This is a genomic window from Corynebacterium occultum (genome assembly GCF_009734425.1).
Lineage (GTDB): Bacteria > Actinomycetota > Actinomycetes > Mycobacteriales > Mycobacteriaceae > Corynebacterium > Corynebacterium occultum.
Genome location: NZ_CP046456.1, coordinates 51,315 through 67,783 on the forward strand (window position 1 = coordinate 51,315; position 16,469 = coordinate 67,783).

The 16,469-nt window shown below is 57.6% G+C and carries 14 protein-coding genes; 10 read left to right on the forward strand and 4 right to left on the reverse strand.

The features are described 5' to 3' along the window. The first annotated feature begins 113 nt into the window (after nucleotides 1-113). A complete protein-coding gene (locus COCCU_RS14265) occupies nucleotides 114-731 on the forward strand; it encodes a recombinase family protein (RefSeq protein WP_156233033.1) in 618 nt (205 codons plus the stop codon). Between the two features lie 490 nt (nucleotides 732-1,221). Here the strand turns inward: COCCU_RS14265 and COCCU_RS14270 are convergent, their stop codons facing one another. Next, complete coding sequence (locus COCCU_RS14270; protein WP_156233035.1) at nucleotides 1,222-1,857, reverse strand: hypothetical protein; 636 nt, start codon at nucleotides 1,855-1,857, stop codon at nucleotides 1,222-1,224. A 412-nt stretch (nucleotides 1,858-2,269) separates the two neighbouring features. Between COCCU_RS14270 and COCCU_RS14275 the strand changes: the two genes are divergently transcribed. Beyond that, complete coding sequence (locus tag COCCU_RS14275) at nucleotides 2,270-3,670, forward strand: MFS transporter (RefSeq protein ID WP_197088535.1); 1,401 nt, start codon at nucleotides 2,270-2,272, stop codon at nucleotides 3,668-3,670. Nucleotides 3,671-4,080: 410 nt separating this feature from the next. Here the strand turns inward: COCCU_RS14275 and COCCU_RS14280 are convergent, their stop codons facing one another. Then, nucleotides 4,081-4,659 (reverse strand): TetR/AcrR family transcriptional regulator, encoded by a 579-nt coding sequence (locus COCCU_RS14280; RefSeq protein WP_156233039.1) that lies wholly within the window; start codon nucleotides 4,657-4,659, stop codon nucleotides 4,081-4,083. A gap of 112 nt (nucleotides 4,660-4,771) precedes the next feature. On the opposite strand from COCCU_RS14280, the gene COCCU_RS14285 reads away from it, so the two are divergent. Continuing rightward, nucleotides 4,772-6,025, forward strand: coding sequence for an acetyl-CoA C-acyltransferase (locus COCCU_RS14285; RefSeq protein WP_231598960.1), 1,254 nt, complete (start codon nucleotides 4,772-4,774; stop codon nucleotides 6,023-6,025). Nucleotides 6,026-6,099: 74 nt separating this feature from the next. Beyond that, on the forward strand, nucleotides 6,100-6,477 hold the full coding sequence (locus tag COCCU_RS14960; RefSeq protein ID WP_407924184.1) for a PaaI family thioesterase: 378 nt from the start codon (nucleotides 6,100-6,102) through the stop codon (nucleotides 6,475-6,477). Between the two features lie 108 nt (nucleotides 6,478-6,585). On the opposite strand, the gene COCCU_RS14295 is transcribed toward COCCU_RS14960, so the two are convergent. Next, on the reverse strand, nucleotides 6,586-7,602 hold the full coding sequence (locus COCCU_RS14295) for a dihydrodipicolinate synthase family protein (protein ID WP_156233045.1): 1,017 nt from the start codon (nucleotides 7,600-7,602) through the stop codon (nucleotides 6,586-6,588). A gap of 15 nt (nucleotides 7,603-7,617) precedes the next feature. Beyond that, complete coding sequence (locus COCCU_RS14300; protein WP_156233047.1) at nucleotides 7,618-8,628, reverse strand: ornithine cyclodeaminase family protein; 1,011 nt, start codon at nucleotides 8,626-8,628, stop codon at nucleotides 7,618-7,620. 125 nt (nucleotides 8,629-8,753) lie between these two features. On the opposite strand from COCCU_RS14300, the gene COCCU_RS14305 reads away from it, so the two are divergent. The 6 genes from COCCU_RS14305 (at nucleotide 8,754) to COCCU_RS14330 (ending at nucleotide 16,434) form a co-directional block, all read left to right on the forward strand. Beyond that, the gene (locus COCCU_RS14305) at nucleotides 8,754-10,130 is read left to right on the forward strand and encodes an aldehyde dehydrogenase family protein (protein ID WP_156233049.1); all 1,377 of its coding nucleotides are present in this window, start codon (nucleotides 8,754-8,756) and stop codon (nucleotides 10,128-10,130) included. 111 nt (nucleotides 10,131-10,241) lie between these two features. Further along, nucleotides 10,242-11,747, forward strand: a complete 1,506-nt coding sequence (locus COCCU_RS14310) for a bifunctional 3-(3-hydroxy-phenyl)propionate/3-hydroxycinnamic acid hydroxylase (RefSeq protein WP_197088527.1) — start codon at nucleotides 10,242-10,244, stop codon at nucleotides 11,745-11,747. 34 nt (nucleotides 11,748-11,781) lie between these two features. After that, on the forward strand, nucleotides 11,782-12,720 hold the full coding sequence (locus COCCU_RS14315) for a VOC family protein (protein ID WP_156233053.1): 939 nt from the start codon (nucleotides 11,782-11,784) through the stop codon (nucleotides 12,718-12,720). A gap of 110 nt (nucleotides 12,721-12,830) precedes the next feature. Next, on the forward strand, nucleotides 12,831-13,847 hold the full coding sequence (locus COCCU_RS14320; RefSeq protein WP_156233055.1) for a fumarylacetoacetate hydrolase family protein: 1,017 nt from the start codon (nucleotides 12,831-12,833) through the stop codon (nucleotides 13,845-13,847). A gap of 2 nt (nucleotides 13,848-13,849) precedes the next feature. After that, on the forward strand, nucleotides 13,850-14,455 hold the full coding sequence (locus tag COCCU_RS14325) for a cupin domain-containing protein (protein WP_156233057.1): 606 nt from the start codon (nucleotides 13,850-13,852) through the stop codon (nucleotides 14,453-14,455). Next, nucleotides 14,452-16,434 (forward strand): acetoacetate--CoA ligase, encoded by a 1,983-nt coding sequence (locus tag COCCU_RS14330; protein WP_156233059.1) that lies wholly within the window; start codon nucleotides 14,452-14,454, stop codon nucleotides 16,432-16,434. The genes COCCU_RS14325 and COCCU_RS14330 overlap by 4 nt, the downstream gene beginning before the upstream one ends. The last annotated feature ends 35 nt before the right edge of the window (nucleotides 16,435-16,469 follow it).

A 16,469-nucleotide genomic window follows, 5' to 3' on the forward strand; every position in this document is an offset into this window, starting at 1 on the left:
TGTGGGTCTGTCTTTTGGTGCAGGGGACTTCTGAAACATGACGGACAGTGCAGACGGGTACTGAAAACGAGATTTCAGAAGTCGACTGCACTTCTCCAGGTCGCCAGGTGCCGATGGTGCAGAGGACTTCTGAAACTGACATTGGTTACGCCCGGGTATCCACCGACGAGCAAGACGCCCGACTCCAACATGACGCACTCACCCGGGCCGAGTGCTACCGGATCTTCACCGACACCGCGTCCGGATCCTTGGAGTCACGACCCGAGCTCGATAAGTTGCTCGATCAACTCCGCCCCGGCGACACGTTGGTGGTGTGGTGCCTCGACCGGTTGGGTCGGTCAATCAGACACCTGATTGATCAGCTCGCCGCCCTTCAAGATCGTGGGGTGGAGTTCCGCAGTTTGCAGGAAAACATTGACACCTCCTCCTCGGGCGGGAGGTTGGTGTTCCATATCTTCGCCTCGTTGGCTGAGTTCGAGCGCGATCTGATTAGGGAACGGACCAACGCCGGGCTTGAGGCTGCCCGGGCCCGGGGCCGGGTCGGTGGCCGGCCACCGTTGTTGTCGGGGGATAAGCTGCGTACCGCGCGGCAACTTTACGAGCAAAAGGACATGACCGTCGCCCAAATCGGGGAGGTCCTGGGGGTGAGCCGCACCACCGTCTACCGGGCGTTGCGCAAAGAAACAGGGGCATTACCTACGCGACAGAAGAAGCCCTCGCAGTCCACGTAACCGGGCAGCGTGGCAGAGCGGTTCTCGGAATCTGTGCCAGTGACTTCTGACATTTGCGCCAACATCTTCTGACTCTGACACAGACAGAATTTCTTTCAAGGTATTACTTATGTCGATAAGCTCTAAAATTGACTTTTGATACATTTCGCGATGAACCTATTGATTTTATGGAGATACTGCATCGGGAATGGGCGGAGTCACAAACCTCCTCGGCAAGTGCGGCTGACCCGAAGCCCGGGTGCAGATCATTCATAAGGGAAAATCATCACCTGCATCACATGCGAGACCAGTCACGGTCAAAACTGGTCGCCCCAGGATGGGCAGATCGACACTGTCCTGATCTTGGATTGGTTGGCTCTTCCTTAATCCTCTTTCGAGGCGAGTCTTCCTGCTCACGACCCGCCCCGTGGCTAGGCCCTGTGTGTTGGCTGCGGTCTGAAGTGTCCGGTAACGGAGATAAGGTGTTGCGCCCTCACAGCGTCCTGAGTGCTTAAGGAGCGGGGGAGGGGGTTTCCTGCTCCTGTGGGATAGCCGAATCACCAGACCGCACTGTGGGGGTCTGGGCCGTTTGTTGAGTAAACCATTGCTCGAACACGGAGAGCCGGCCACGGGCTTCCGCCGCCTGGGATCGGGCTTCCTCGAGTGTGTGTTGCTGGGTTTCCAGCTGGTGGCGCAGGCGCTCATTGTCTTTGGCCAGGGCGGTGAGCTCTGCTTCTGCCTGGGCGATCATGGCCAGCGCCTCGGTGGTGGCGGCTTGTTCCTGTTCCAGTTTCTCCGCCAGCTCCGTGACCTCCTGGTGGGCCTGGTCGGCGTCTTCGGTGGCGGTTTTCGCCACCTGGTGGAGGGTGTCGTCCTGTTGTGCTCGCCCGGCCAGCACTTGCTGGCCTATCACTGCACGCAGTGCCTCGAAGGCCCGGGTTTCTTCCTCCGTAGCAGGCGCAAACGCCGGATCGGCTGCCCCGGTTCGGCGCATTTCACGCCAGTGGCGCACGACTTCAGCAGCCAGGGCCTGGTCCACCCGGGCGGTGGCACGTACACGTGCGACCGTGATCGCCTGGGCTCCCTCTTTCGCGAGGAGGTCGGCGAGGGCACGTTCGGTGCGGGCGCGCGGTGCAGAACTGGTCATGGCAAATGTCTCCTTAACGGGTTTTGTTCCTTACCATCATACGTAATAAATCATAAGATAAATGATGATTATCGTTATTATATTGGGTAGCAGGATGGTTCGTGCAGAGAGTGGGGTGGGTAGCTGAGAGGGGTCGGTTTCCCACCGCCTGATGAATGTCCAGCGTCACCGTTACCCGGCCACCTCGAAACAAGGGACGGTCAAGATATTGAGGTCAGATTCGTGAATCTAACCTCGCCTTGCACCAGCGCCCAACTCGCTTAAGCGTGCCCTGAGGGATGGGAAGGGCCAATTCCGGGCCCTCACGTGCAAAAAGTAAAAATCTCTTTACTTTCGATTCGATACGTATAGTATCTAATCTTACATGTGGTGCAGATCACGCCTACGTGAACCGGATATGGAAGGTCTCAATATGACCACTGACTCAGTGAGACAGCGCAGTATCTCTGAAGTTATTGAATCTGCCGGAATTACTAGACGGCACTGGCTTTATTTCACGCTCATTTTTCTTCTGCTCTTGGCGGATGGCATGGACTCCACCATCGTCAGTCATATTTTTCCCTCGCTCATTAAAGAATGGGGAGTTTCTGTCGGCGGCGGCATTGCATTGATAGTGTCCGGAGGTTTCGTAGCCATGGGACTCGGGTCGCTGGTGGCGGGCCGCCTAGCGGATCAGCTGGGCCGTAAACCTGTCCTCGTGGCGGCAGGGTTCATTCTTTCCGCGATGACAATTTTGGGGGGTACTGCAGAAAATTTCACCATGTTCACCATATGGCGCTTTATTGCGTGCGTGGGAATCGGAGCTGTCCTGCCGACTGCTGTGACGCTTCTGGCGGATCTGGTTCCACAAAAGCGTCGCGGTGCTATGGTGGCTGCCTCCTATGCGGGGTTGGGTTTGGGCACTACTGTCGGCGCCACCCTGGCCGGCGCCATCCTTCCCGCCGAAGGCTGGCGGGTGCTTATGTTCGTTGGTGGCGCGATTCCCCTGATAATCACGGTTTTGATTTGGATCGGAATCCCTGAATCGCCCACTCTTCTGGCGGCCCGCGGCTCAACGAACCGGGCCAGACGTTCTCTCGTCCAGATCTTTCCCCGGGTTAATCCGGACGAGGTTGACCTCACTGCATCTGTAGTAAAAAAACAGCAATCAGCAACCTTCCAGCGGTTACTTTCTCAGCCCTATACCTGGACCAGTGTGTTGCTGTGGGTATTTGGTTTCCTTTCCCTGGGCACGCAGTTGCTGATCATCCAGTATCTTCCCACTCTTCTGCAGATGCCGAGCCCGGGACTCACGACAGTCGAAAGTAGTACAATCGTCGCTGTGTATGGCTTCGCCAGTGTGGCGAGCCTCCTGCTCCTCGGAGCAGTTCTCGCCAAATGGCAGCGGTTTGGGGTCATCGCTGCGTGCTTGGCAGTGTCTGCGATCGTCGCTGTGGCAGTGAGTCTGGTGAGTGACGCTGGATTCGTCACCTTGTTGATTGTGTTGGGTGTGACAGGTTTCTTCGTTCCGGCGGCGCTCGGGCCCACACGAAATGTTCTTGCGGTGGAGGCCTACCCCACCGACATGCGCGCAACCGGTGTCGGTATTACTGAACTCAGTGCCCGGCTAGGGTCAGCCGGTCAGGGTGCACTCGGAGGTGTACTCATCGGCGGGGGCCTGGGATTGGGCGGATTCTTCTTGGCTTTGCTTGTTCCGCTGGGAATTCTCGGCGCGGCACTGGCCGGATTGAAGGCGTTGCACCGTCCGCAAGAAACTTCTGATCCTGAACAGGAACCCATTGCGGTGCCTGAAAGCTTGCTACCTCAGACCTAGTGTTGCGAACTGTCTTTTCTCGCCGACACCAGCCAAATGGATCACCCCGCCCACAGAAAAGGGAAAGAGCTGGTTTCCTCTTCCCTGCCCTACAGAAGAAGAGCGGAGTTAACACATTATAGGTTAGGAGCTTCCCCACTCTGCCCGGGTGGGGAAGGCTCCTGAAGGTATTGCTGATGATTTTCGCCCGGAAATTGCCTCACCTGAAAGGGGATAGGCGGCCCCCGAATGCCGTTGGAGGGTGTGGATCCTAGGGGCCATCCTGGACGCCTTTCCCTTGGTGTAAGGGCATGGAGTTCAGGATTTGCGGGTGTCATCGCTTCGCCACAGCGGCCAGCGTTTCGGAGTTTGCGCACTTCGCGTGCTGTCAACCTGGCGTGGCGGGGTGGTCGTATGCACTGCGGAAGAAGTCAGCGAACTCGCAGCCCTTCAAGGGCGTTGTTGAGGTGGCGATGAGCCCAATCCCGATCCAGCGGACCATCCGGGATGAGGAGCCGGAAGTAAATTGGCCCGTACAGGAGCTCTGCAACTTCAGCAGGTGAAATATCCTGGCGGATAACCCCTTCATCCTGGCCTCGCTGGATGACGGCGTAAGCTACATCCCGGCGATTATGCCAAAATCGTTCCTTAAACTCCTTCATAACCTCAGGATCATGCTGACATTCAGCAATGAGCTGGGCGACGAGGCGTCCTTCGCCACCACCAAAAATCTCTGCAACGGATGCCAAATGGTCACGCAGAGCATCGAGGGCCGGAAGCTCATCATTTAATGGTGTGCGCGCGATGTGATTGTCGAGGAAACTATCAATCACCACAGCCACCTTGCTGGGCCACCAGCGGTAAATAGTCGTCTTGCTGACCCCGGCTTCTTTTGCGATCCGTTCGATCGAGAGCTTCTGGAGGGAAAATCCCTCTCCTTGCTCGGGATCTACCAGCGCAATAGTTGCATCCAGGATCGCTTGGTGACTTTGTTCGCTTCTAAGTGCCATGATTTGAGGCTATCCTTCCCGCGTTTCGATACGAAACGATCACCATCATTTAGTGCAAGTGTAGGACATCCAATGTAGTATATAGATACGAAACGTATCGAATCGTTTTGAAATGTTGCCCTACTTTGAAAAGGAGCGTGTCCTTATGGCCGTTACTATCGCCCCGAACGATGCTGTCATTGTCGCTTATCAGCGGACCCCCTTTGGCAGAGCCCGAAAAGGAACCCTGGCGAATGAGCGCCCGGAGGATCTGGCCCGGGCTGCCGTGGGGGCTGTTTTATCCACCGTGCCGTCACTGGATGATGGATCGTTGGATGATTTTTATCTTGGAACAGCGGTCCCCGAAGGTGCCCAGGGGGATAATATTGCTCGGAGAGTCGCTGTCCTGTCCGGAATGGATCAGTTGCCGGGAGCTACCGTCAATCGTTTCTGTGCCTCGTCCCTGGAGGCTGTGGCCGCCGGGGCTCGGGCGATCAAAGCCGATGACGGTGATGTCTACCTCGTTGGTGGTGTGGAGTCCACATCGACGACACCTCCCCTAACCACCAGTCCCTATCCGGGAATGGAGGAGGCGGCGTCACGCACCAAGAAACTACTTGATTCTGGGGAGCAATGGTGTGATCCGCGCCAGATGGGAGAGGTCCCTGATCTCTACGTGCCCATGGGGGCCACGGCAGAATTTGTTGCGAAGATGACGGGGACAACCAGGCGTGATCAGGACGAATGGGCGCTGATGTCCCAGCAGCGAGCCGCCCGGGCTATTGAACAGGGATTCTTCGAGCAAGAGATCTTGGCCTATGAGCGCGCAGATGGCACGGTCATTCGCACCGATGATGGGCCGCGCCCGGGGACCTCGATGGAAGGTTTGGAGGGTTTGCGTCCTGTTTTTCTGGAGGGGGGAACCGTGACCGCAGGTAATGCCAGTCCCCTCAATGACGGTGCGTCGGCGGCTGTGCTCATGAGTGCCCGGTGTGCAGGTGAACTGGGGATCACACCTTTGGCCCGCGTCTTAGGGACCGCCACGACGGGTCTTTCACCGGAGATCATGGGATTGGGGCCGGTGGAGGCTTCAAAGAAGGTGCTGCAACGTCTTGGTATGACAATAAAAGATATTGACCTCATAGAACTCAATGAGGCATTCGCAGCCCAGGTTGTCCCGGTGGTGCGTCAACTGGATGCTGATCCCATGCAGGTCAATATTCACGGCGGTGCTCTTGCGATCGGCCATCCCTTCGGGGCGACTGGTGTTCGCCTGGTCGGTACTCTTATGAACGGTTTGCGCGCTACAGAGGGGACGTTGGGTTTGGCTACCTTGTGTATTGGCGGAGGTCAGGGCATGGCGATGGTCATTGAGAGGTTGTCATGAACAATCACCTAGATACAGCTCTGGATACAGCTAGCGAGGGTAGTTCACCAGAGGCAGGAGATTTCGTGACCGAGATGCTTGCCGCAGATCGCAGTCGCGGGCGCCTGGGGATCCACGGTACTGACGTGGGTCAAGGGAAAGCGTCTGCTTACCTCACGGTGGAGCCCGATATGGTGAATGGAATCGAGGTCGTCCATGGCGGATTTGTGTTCGCCTTGGCTGACTACGCTTTCGCGTGTGCAGCGAATTCCGTACTCCCCCGCGTGGCCACAGTAGATGCACAGATCTCTTTCCTTGCCCCCGCCAGGCTGGGGGAGACGTTGGTGGCTGAGGCCGTTGTTTCCTTTACCGGAGGCCGACGCATCATTGTCGATGTCACAGTGACAACTGCAGACCGCACTGTTGCGCTCTTCCGTGGCACCGGCAGAACAATGGGAGGTCCTACCCGTTGAGGTGGTTCGGTTGAGACCGGGCGCTTGGGTGCCTCGGTTGCCTGAATAGACGCACAGCCCCAGGATCGTCACGTCATTGACGATCCTGGGGCTGTGCTCTGGGGTCAGTTAGGGTGCTATGCGTCCCCGGACAAACTCCTCATCCGGGGAGTCGGTGACCGGCAGTCCGGAGGCTTCCAGTCCTGCGCGCAGTTGCTTCATGAAGCGGTCCGGGAGTTTAGCTGCCGGGGGGCGTAGCGCCCCACCATTGAATCCAGCAAGCCACTCCTGGTACTTCCACTGGGTTCGGTTGATGGTGTTGGTGCCCGGGGTGGAGGTGGAGGAGACCGCGGTATTGGCGGCTCGGGCTGGCTGGACCTTCCAATAAAGCTTCATTGCCTCCTCCCACTGGCCGGTGCGTGCCAGTTCAAAGGCGCGGGGATAGTAATCTCCCATCCAGTGGGTATTGGCGGTTCCGGAGAACTGGAAATCCAGCTGGGACATGAGCGGAATGGTCTCGGCTTCGATGGGGCAGGAAATGACTACTTCTTCTCGGAAGTGGTGGTACATCTCCATGACACCGGGAATCCCGGGGTAGCCTTGTTCGGCTTTGATGGCCACGATGCTGGGCATGGCGTCTAGTACCCGGCGGACGAAATCCACACTCATGCCGGCCGGGTGAATGCGTTCAAAACCCCAGGCAGGGAGGGGGAAGAGCATGGTTGCCAGGTCGGTACCGTCGGTGAACCTCTTGGTGTAGTCGAAGATCTCATCGTAGGAGGTCGGCCAGAAGGATGCGGGATAAGCCAGCAGTGCTCGGTCAGCGCCGGCCTTGGCAGCAAGATTGGCGGCGTGGATATTTTCTTCCAACGTCCCGAAGATGGCGTGGAAAAATAATGCGAAATCCGGTCCGGCGGCCTCCCGGGCGATCGCGGTGATACGGGCGTTCTCCTCCGGTGTGACATTAACCTCAGCAACCAGCAAGGTCCCCTTATATCCGAGTTCTTTCAGACGCAGCACGTCGTGGCGGATGGCGTTTTCGTTCAGCCCGGAGAAATCAGGGGTGTATGAGGGGTGTGTCACCGCGACGGCGCCGGTGAAATTCTCCCGGGCCCAGGCCCGTGCTTCAGATTTGGTGTAATCCATGAGGTTCTCCTTGTTTTACTTGCGGGTGGTGATGATGTTGACGGGTAACTTTGTCCCCAGCTCTGCTGCACGGGCTCGATTCACGAGCATCTCTGCGACGGCAATATCTTGTAGTCCTGAACCTGTCGACTTATAGATGCGAATGCCGCGGTTTTTATCGATGACAGCTTCGCCGCGAAGGGCTGCACTTAAAGTAGTGACCTTCGGTGTCAGGTCGATGCCCTGTGCCTGTGCTGCGAGCATGTCTCCGCTGCCATGAACAACTTCGTCGTAGGTATCAACGACAATGGTGGAGGCTTGTTCGAGCAGTTCAACAGGTAGTTCCCGCTGGCCCGGTGTCGTTGAGCCAATGGAAACCACGGTGGCATTCTGGCCAATGCATTGCGCTTCGATGATGGGGGTCTCGTCTCGTGAGCGAGCCGCACACAGGATGAGGTCAGCACCGTCCACCGCAGCTTCGGCAGAGGAGACGGGGGTAGCGGTTGCTCCGTTTAATCCGTCAAAATCCCGGGCGAAAGCTCTCCGGTTTTCTTCTGTCGGGCTGAACACATGAATGGTGGAAAATTGAGCAACATGTGACAACGCCTGCAGGTGGGAACGGGCTTCAAAGCCAGATCCAATCACCCCCACAGACACGGGGTGATCAGGGATGATGGTGGACACTCCGACGGCTGTCGTGGCGGCGGTTCGCAGTCCGGTGACTCGGTTGCCGTCTAACAAGGCAACCAGGTCTGCAGTCTGCTTGTCGAAGAGAGTGATCAAATAGCTCACCGAGAGTCCGTCGGCGAAACTCCCCACGATGGACTTGGCGCCGAATAATCGGCCGGCCGCCGGAACGGAGGGCATAATTCGCATCCATTCCTGCGGTGACTCGGCAAAAATACGCCCGGGGGTGCGGACATGGTCTTCGGGGGTGCTGTAAACATCTCGGATCACCTCCATCGCTGCCTCGATATCAGACAGCTCGGCGATGTCTGTATCACTGAGAAACAGCAGGGGACTAGGGGAAAGGGTGTCGTCGGTCATATCACTCCTCGGATTTGAGGGATGGGCATTCTGGCGGGGTCGTGAAGTAAGAAGAAAAATGCTGTTCGAAACGCACCGTTTCTATTATACTGAATGTGACTCGTATCTCAAGCAGGAAGGTCATTATGACACTCGCCACTATTAATCCCGCCACCGGAGCCACTGAGGTGCTTGTGGAACCCCACGCACCCGACGAAGTCTTCTCCCGGATCGATGAAGCCGCTGCGGCGGCACGGGAGCTGCAGTCCACCACATTCGACCAACGTGCCCGGTGGATGCATGCTGCCGCGGACATCCTCACCGACCAGGCTGAGGGGCTGGGGGAACTGATTACTGTCGAGATGGGAAAGCCGATCCACCAGTCCATCGCCGAGGTTCATAAATCTGCCAAGGTTATGCGCTATTACGCAGACCACGCCGAAACGTTCCTGGCAGATAGCCCTCTCGAGGACCCGGGGGTGGTGGGCGCCTCCAGGGCCTGGACGCGTTATGAGCCGCTGGGTGTGGTGCTGGCGGTCATGCCCTGGAACTACCCGATCTGGCAGGTGATCCGGTTTGCTGCCCCCGCCCTGATGGCCGGGAATTCCGGACTACTCAAGCACGCCTCAAACGTTCCGCAGGCGGCACTGTTTCTCGACACCCTCTTCGAGCGTGCCGGTTTCCCTGTCGGCTCTTTCCGTGCCCTGCTGATCGGTGGGGCAGAAGTCGCCGGAGTGCTGGCCGATCCTCGAGTGAAGGCGGTCACGCTCACCGGTTCCGAGGCTGCGGGACGCTCCGTCGCCTCAATCGCAGGTGACCATATCAAGAAATCTGTCCTTGAACTGGGCGGTTCCGATCCTTTCATTGTCATGCCCTCAGCTGATATCACCACGGCAGCCGCCACCGCCGTCCGCGCCCGGATCAACAACAATGGACAATCATGCATCGCCGGAAAACGGTTCATCGTTCATTCGAAGGTGTATGACGAGTTTGCCGCAGCCTTTGCTGAGCAGATGTCGGCACTAGTCATCGGAGACCCCCTTGATCCAGCTACGGAGGTGGGGCCGTTGGCCACGGAAGCCGGGCGGAATAGCCTGGTGGAACTGGTCGACGATGCGGTGCATAAGGGGGCGGAAGTTCTTGCCGGGGGATTCGCGCCAGACAGGGAGGGGTTCTTCTACGCCCCCACCATCCTGGCCGGCCTGAATGACAGCATGCGGGTGGTCCAGGAGGAAACATTCGGCCCCGTCGCCTCCCTCTACCGGGCAGAAGACGCGGAAGCTGCACTGCGCATCGCGAATCAGACCTCCTTTGGCCTGTCGAGCTCTGTATGGACATCTGACCCCGAGGAGCAGGCTTGGTTCCTGCAGGGCCTGGATGCTGGCGCCGTTTTTATTAACGGCATGACCATCTCCTATCAAGAGCTGCCTTTTGGCGGTGTCAAACGGTCAGGCTATGGCCGGGAACTGGCTGCTGCCGGCATCCGGGAGTTCTGCAACCTCAAGGCAGTCTGGGCCGCATAACTCCCTGGCATTCCGCACCCAATAGGTGAGATCTCGTCACTCATTGCGCTGCACTGTGATGCCGGATACAATCGATACGAAACGAACCGAACTGAATGTGAAGGAGTGGCTGTGTCAGCAACTTTCGATACTGACGTAGTAGTGATTGGCGGTGGGCCAGTCGGTGTCACCGCGCTGGCCATGCTTGGCCGGATGGGGCTTACCGCCATCGGCGTCGAAAAAAATACCGAGATGTGGCGCACTGCACGGGCAGTGCATTTCGATGGAGAAGCCTTTCGGATGCTCCAATCCTTGGGGATCTCCGAGAAACTGGCGAAGGCCACCCGTCCGATGAATTCCATGCACATTCAGAACGAAGCGGGAGAGGTTCTCGTCTCGGTGCCGACCGGGCAGTTTGGTTCGCAAGCATGGAATGACGATCTGACGTTCCATCAACCCGATGTGGAGAGTGTGCTGCGGGACATCGTGAGCGACCTTCCAGGCATTGAACTTCGCTGCGGTGTCAGCGCCAGCGAGGTGAATAACGTTGCGGACGGAGTAGAAGTCACCGTTGTTAATGCTGAGGGACAAGAATCTGTGTTGCGGTCTCGGTGGGTTATTGCCGCTGATGGCGCCCGATCTTCTACCCGAAGAGCTCTCGGTATCGAGGGTGACCGGTTCGGTGATGACGCGAACTGGGTTGTGGTGGACGGTCATCTGGTGGACAGTCCCGGCTATGAAGATGACATGATTTTTCTCTGCCATCACTCCCGGCCGGCCATGTGGATCCGTCTCCCGGGAAACCGTGTCCGCATGGAATTCATGGTCATGGACGGCGATGACCCAGATGAGATTGTCACTCCCGAGGCAATCGAACGCATTAGTCGGGGGATTTTGCCCGCAGCCAACTTCACGCCTGAGCGCCAGGCGATCTATACCTTCCGGGGGAGGATCGCGCAGCGTTGGAGGGAAGGTAATATCTTTCTCGTCGGTGATGCAGCCCATCAGGCTCCTCCCTGTTTTGGTCAGGGGTTGTGCGCAGGGATCCGAGATATCGCCAATCTCGTCTGGAAACTCGACGTGGTCAAGCGTGGTATTGAAGACGAAGATCTCCTGGATACCTATGAAACAGAGCGCAAACCACACGCTCAGTTCTGGGTGGAGCAGGCGGTCAAAGCAGCCGGTTTCCTGCAAACCCTTGACCCGGACGCCGCACGACAGCGTGATCAATTCATCCGGGCCAACCCCACCGAGGCGGCTCCGGTGTCACCTCCGTTGGGTCCGGGTTTTCACGATGGTGAGGTAGACAATCGGGCTGGACGTCTGAGCGTTCAACCCATCCTGTCCGACGGCCGCCGGTTAGATGACCTGATCGGAATCAATTTTACCCTCGTGCTGGACACCGGCATGTACAACGATCTCGATGCTGACCTGCGACGCCAGCTTGAATCAAGCAACGAAGTTGTCGTGCTCACGGAGCCGACGCAGACGGATCTTATTCTTCAGGCGGTCGGAGCACAAGCAGTCCTCATCAGACCAGACCGCTACATCCTCAGCGTGGCGGAATCACCGGTGGAACTAGACCGCGTGGTACGCCACATCCCCGGCATCTCCGTGGGAGCTGCCCGGACTGCCTAACCACTCAACCAGTCTCAGATCCAAGGAGAAAATGATGACCTTTAGCCCGATTACTCATCTACGTCACTTCGACCTCGCTGTTCCCGACTATGACAAGCAGGTGGAATTCTACGGCAAGCACTGGGGACTGACAGCCACCTCTGATGGTTCCGACCTGACCTATTTCGCAGCCGAAGGATCTCCGGAACAATATGTGGTGCGCGTGCGAAAAGCAGGTGAAAAGCGCCTAGACTTGGTTTCTTTCGGTGCCGCAAACCGTCAATCGGTCGACCAACTCGCCGGTTATCTCGCCACCGCCGGAGTGAAGCTGATCAGCGAACCCGGTAACGTCCAAACCCCTGGCGGGGGGTACGGATTCCGCTTTTTCGACCTCGAGGGAAGAACGATCGAGGTGTCCTCCGATGTGGAGGTCCGACAACACCGGAAAATTGAAGAACGCGAGGATATCCCCGTCCGCCTCTCCCATGTCGTGCTCAACTCACCAAACCCCGAGATCACGCTGGCCTGGTACGAAAAGCACCTCGGATTCCGACTGTCTGACACTCTCAACCATCCCCGCACCGGCGACCTCTTCTACTTCCTGCGGTGCAATGATCAGCACCACAGCATGGCCATCGCCCGCGGCCCCCACGCCTCATTGCAGCACGCCTCCTTTGAACTCCGCGGACTGGATGAATACATGCGAGGCAGCGGACGGATGATGCGTTCGGGCTGGCAGAAACTGTGGGGACCGGGACGGCATCGGGCCGGAAACAATACCTTCACATATTTCCTGGATCCCAACGGCAACACGATGGAGTACACGACCGAGCTGGAGACGATCGAAGAGGATACCTGGCATCCTTCCGTGTTCAACGTGCAGGATGCCGAGACCTCCGACCAGTGGGGTACCGCTAACGACATGGACGACTTCATCACCAAAGAAATGTTCAACGATCCCGACCAGGGCCTCTACATCGCACCACCGGTCTAAATTTCCCGGCAGACAGTTTTTCCCCACCTGGCGGGAAAACCACCCCAACTTCACCACTACGCGTGAAACAAGAGACATTAATTTAAGTATCACTCTGAAGGAGCATAAGAATGAAACTGGGACGCATTGCAGTAGCCACACCCGATGGTGAGCAGCTCAGGGTAGTCGCGGCTGAACCCGAGACCGATAGAGTCATCGACCTCGCTCGGGCCTACTCGCTGGCCCTCCAGAAAAAAGGTGCCACTGCCGAACGCGCTAGCGAAATAGGACGGAGCGTATTCCCGGGCAGTTTGTCACGAGGAATTTCCGCCGGCGACGCCTTCCTAGACCTGGCCCACACGGCGCTTTCCGCCGCCGATGATGCCTCGCTTCCCCTGGGGGAAGTCGAGTGGCGGGCCGCCGTGGATCCGCCGGTGATCCGCGATGGCCTCACGTTCGGAACCCATATCGAGAACTACTTCAAAAACGTGGCGAAGACTAAGCCCGTTCGAGCGGTGTACGAGCGACCCGGGTTTTTCAAGGGATCAACGGCGACCGTGTACGGAAACAATCAGGTCATCCCCTACCCCAACATCTCGGAGAAACTCGATTATGAACTAGAAATTGGCTACATCGTGGGCAAACCGGGAAGAAACCTGACTCCCGAGGAGTCCATGAAGCATGTTTTCGGCATCACTATCTTCAATGACTGGAGCCTTCGGGATGTCCAGGCGTTGGAGGGCCCCATTGGTATGGGTGCCCAGCACAGTAAGGACTTCGCCTACAGCATCGGCCCCTGGATCACCACGATGGATGAGATCTCGTCCATTGAAGGACTCAAAGGCCAGGTACGGGTCAACGGCGAAGTCTGGTCAGATACGCGAGTCGAAAACTTCGTTTACACCCCTGCGGAGCTGGTCGCCTACGTCTCCATCTTCGATGGTCTTCAACCTGGAGATCTCATCGGCTCCGGCACCATGGGCTTCGGTGCTGGCGTCGAACTCAATCGCTTCCTGCAACCCGGCGATGTAGTCGAGTTGGATCTTGAAGGGGTGGGCACGCTACGCAATCCGGTCGCAGAGGAGAAGGAAACACCCCCTTGGTGGCCAGCTCCACGGCCTTATCCCTTCGACGACGAGGACAACTGATCATGACCAGACCACCTGTACGCCGGGTTGTCACCGGACACAATGACACCGGTCAGGCGATCATTCTTTCCGATGGCCCCGCCCCGAATAGTTTTGAATCTGATGCGATCCCGGGTTTCGGCGCCACTGTGCCCTGGTGGACACCGGATGGCGAGATCGACCACGTGCGAGATATTGATCCCGCCAGTGCGGACGCTGAGATACCGTCTTTTCCAGGCCCAGGTGAAACCACGTTCCGGATCGCGGACTTTCCCCCGGACTCCGTTTACCCGGATGAAGCTGAATCTGCAATTTTCGACCAACTCGATGGTCATGATGAGGCAGAGGCGGGAAACAAGCACAGCGACGGTAAGCACTTCTGGTTCCACCGCACCGATTCCCTCGACTACGCCGTCGTGCTTGACGGTGAGATCACCCTGCTCGTCGACGATGGGGAAGCCACCTTGCGGGCGGGAGATGTGGCTATTCAGCGGGCCACCAGCCACGCCTGGTCCAACAGAACTAACAAGACAGCACGCGTGCTATTCGTTTTGATCGGCACACCACCCCTCTCAGCAGCGGAGATTGCTGAGCAGCGCCGTGCTTCTCTGGGGGTAGGAACATCATGATCATCAATCCTCACGCCGCCTTTGGTGAAGTCATCTGGGCACCAGGACAGGAAACCATCGATGCGTCCGCCCTGAAACGTTTCATCCCCTTCCTCCGGGGCCATGGCATCATCATCGGTGACACCTATGACGAGGTATGGCAATGGTCAGTCGATGAACCGGAGCAGTTCTGGAGTCTTTTCGCTGAATTCTCCGGTGTTCAGCTGGGTGGGCCGGTTACTCAGGTGTGCACCACGGATCAGATGCCCCACACACAGTGGTTTCCGGGACGCTCCATCAACTTCGCTCGTCATCTGCTCGACGGTCGAGAGGGTATGGCGTTGCTCGCAGTCTCCGAGGACGGTCAACAGAAGGAAATTACGTGGGAAACCCTACGGGACGAGGTGGCCGCCCTCGCCCATCATCTGCGGACTATCGGGGTAACGGCCGGTGATCGTGTGGTGGCGATCCTTCCCAATGTGGCAGAAGCTGTCGTAGGTTTTCTTGCCACGTCCTCTATCGGGGCGGTGTGGTCGATCTGCGCACCGGAATTTGGGCCCAGAGCCGTGATTTCCCGTTTTGCCCAGCTCGAACCAAAGGTTGTCATTGCCGCCCCTGGTTACATGCTCAGTGGCAAAGACCGAGATTGTCAGGCGGCATTGGCTGAAATCCTGGCCGGGCTTTCCACCCTTGAGCAGGTCATCTGGGTTGACGAACATACCACGGTGATGCCACCCGCATCATCGGTCCCCGCCGTAGATTGGCAACAGGCGATTGCCACATCTGCCGACCTCATCTACACGGATGTCGATTTCAATCATCCATTGTGGGTGCTGTTCTCATCTGGAACCACAGGAAAACCGAAGGGCATCGTGCATGGTCACGGCGGTGCTCTTCTCGAATTGCTCAAGATGCTCACCTTTCACACCGAGCTCCAACCGGGAGACCGTTACCTCAACGTCGCCTCCACCAGCTGGGTTTTGTGGAACGCCCTGGTAGGCGCCCTGGGCGTAGGAGCTACTGCCGTCCTTGTCGACGGTAATCCTACCTACCCTTCAGTAGACCGTGTCTGGGAAATCGCCGCGGACACTGAGACATCTGCACTTGGAGTCAGCGCCGGCTTCATCCACGCCTGCGCTAAAGCTGACCTGAGACCGGGGGGTGTTCATAACCTGTCACGACTTCAGTGTCTTCAGGTTACTGGTTCACCGCTGTCAGTCGATGGATTCCGATGGGTGTATTCCCATGTCGGCGATGTCTGGCTTGCCTCAATGAGTGGAGGTACCGACATTGTGTCGGTTTTCGTGGGCGGAACTTCCACGCTTCCAGTCCACGCCGGGTTCATCCAGGTATCTGCCTTGGGAGTTCGCGTGGAATCGTGGGATGAACAGGGCGTTCCCACGTCGGCCAAGGGCGAACTCGTCGTCACCCAACCTATCCCGTCGATGCCCCTGTACTTCTGGGGAGATGATGACAATTCCAGATATTACGACAGCTATTTCTCGACCTACCCAGGGGTATGGCGGCATGGAGATATCATCGAATTCACTGATTCCGGGATTCTCATCCATGGCCGGTCTGATTCCACGCTGAATCGCAACGGACTGCGGTTGGGATCTGCTGATATATACACCGTGGTTGAAGCGCTACCTGAGGTGGCGGAAGCCATGGTGGTGGGTGCGGAGATCGGTTCTGAGAACTATTACATGCCGCTGTTTATACGTATGGCGCCCGATGTCGAATATGAAGATGCCCGAGAGGCGATTATCACCGCGATCCGCCTTCACCTCTCACCCCGGTACCTGCCTGATGACATCGTGGCGATGCGGGCTATTCCCCACACGAAGACAGGAAAAAAGCTCGAGGTTCCCGTTAAACGGCTGATCCAGGGAGATTCTCTGGGGCAGGTGGTTGATTTAGGCGCAGTCGATGACCCTGCGTTGATCAAAGAGTACGCCAGCTTCGCCCAGCAATGGAAGACCGCATTAAACACCGTCTGAATAGGCCAGGTTAGGCGACAAAATCATGCGGGAAG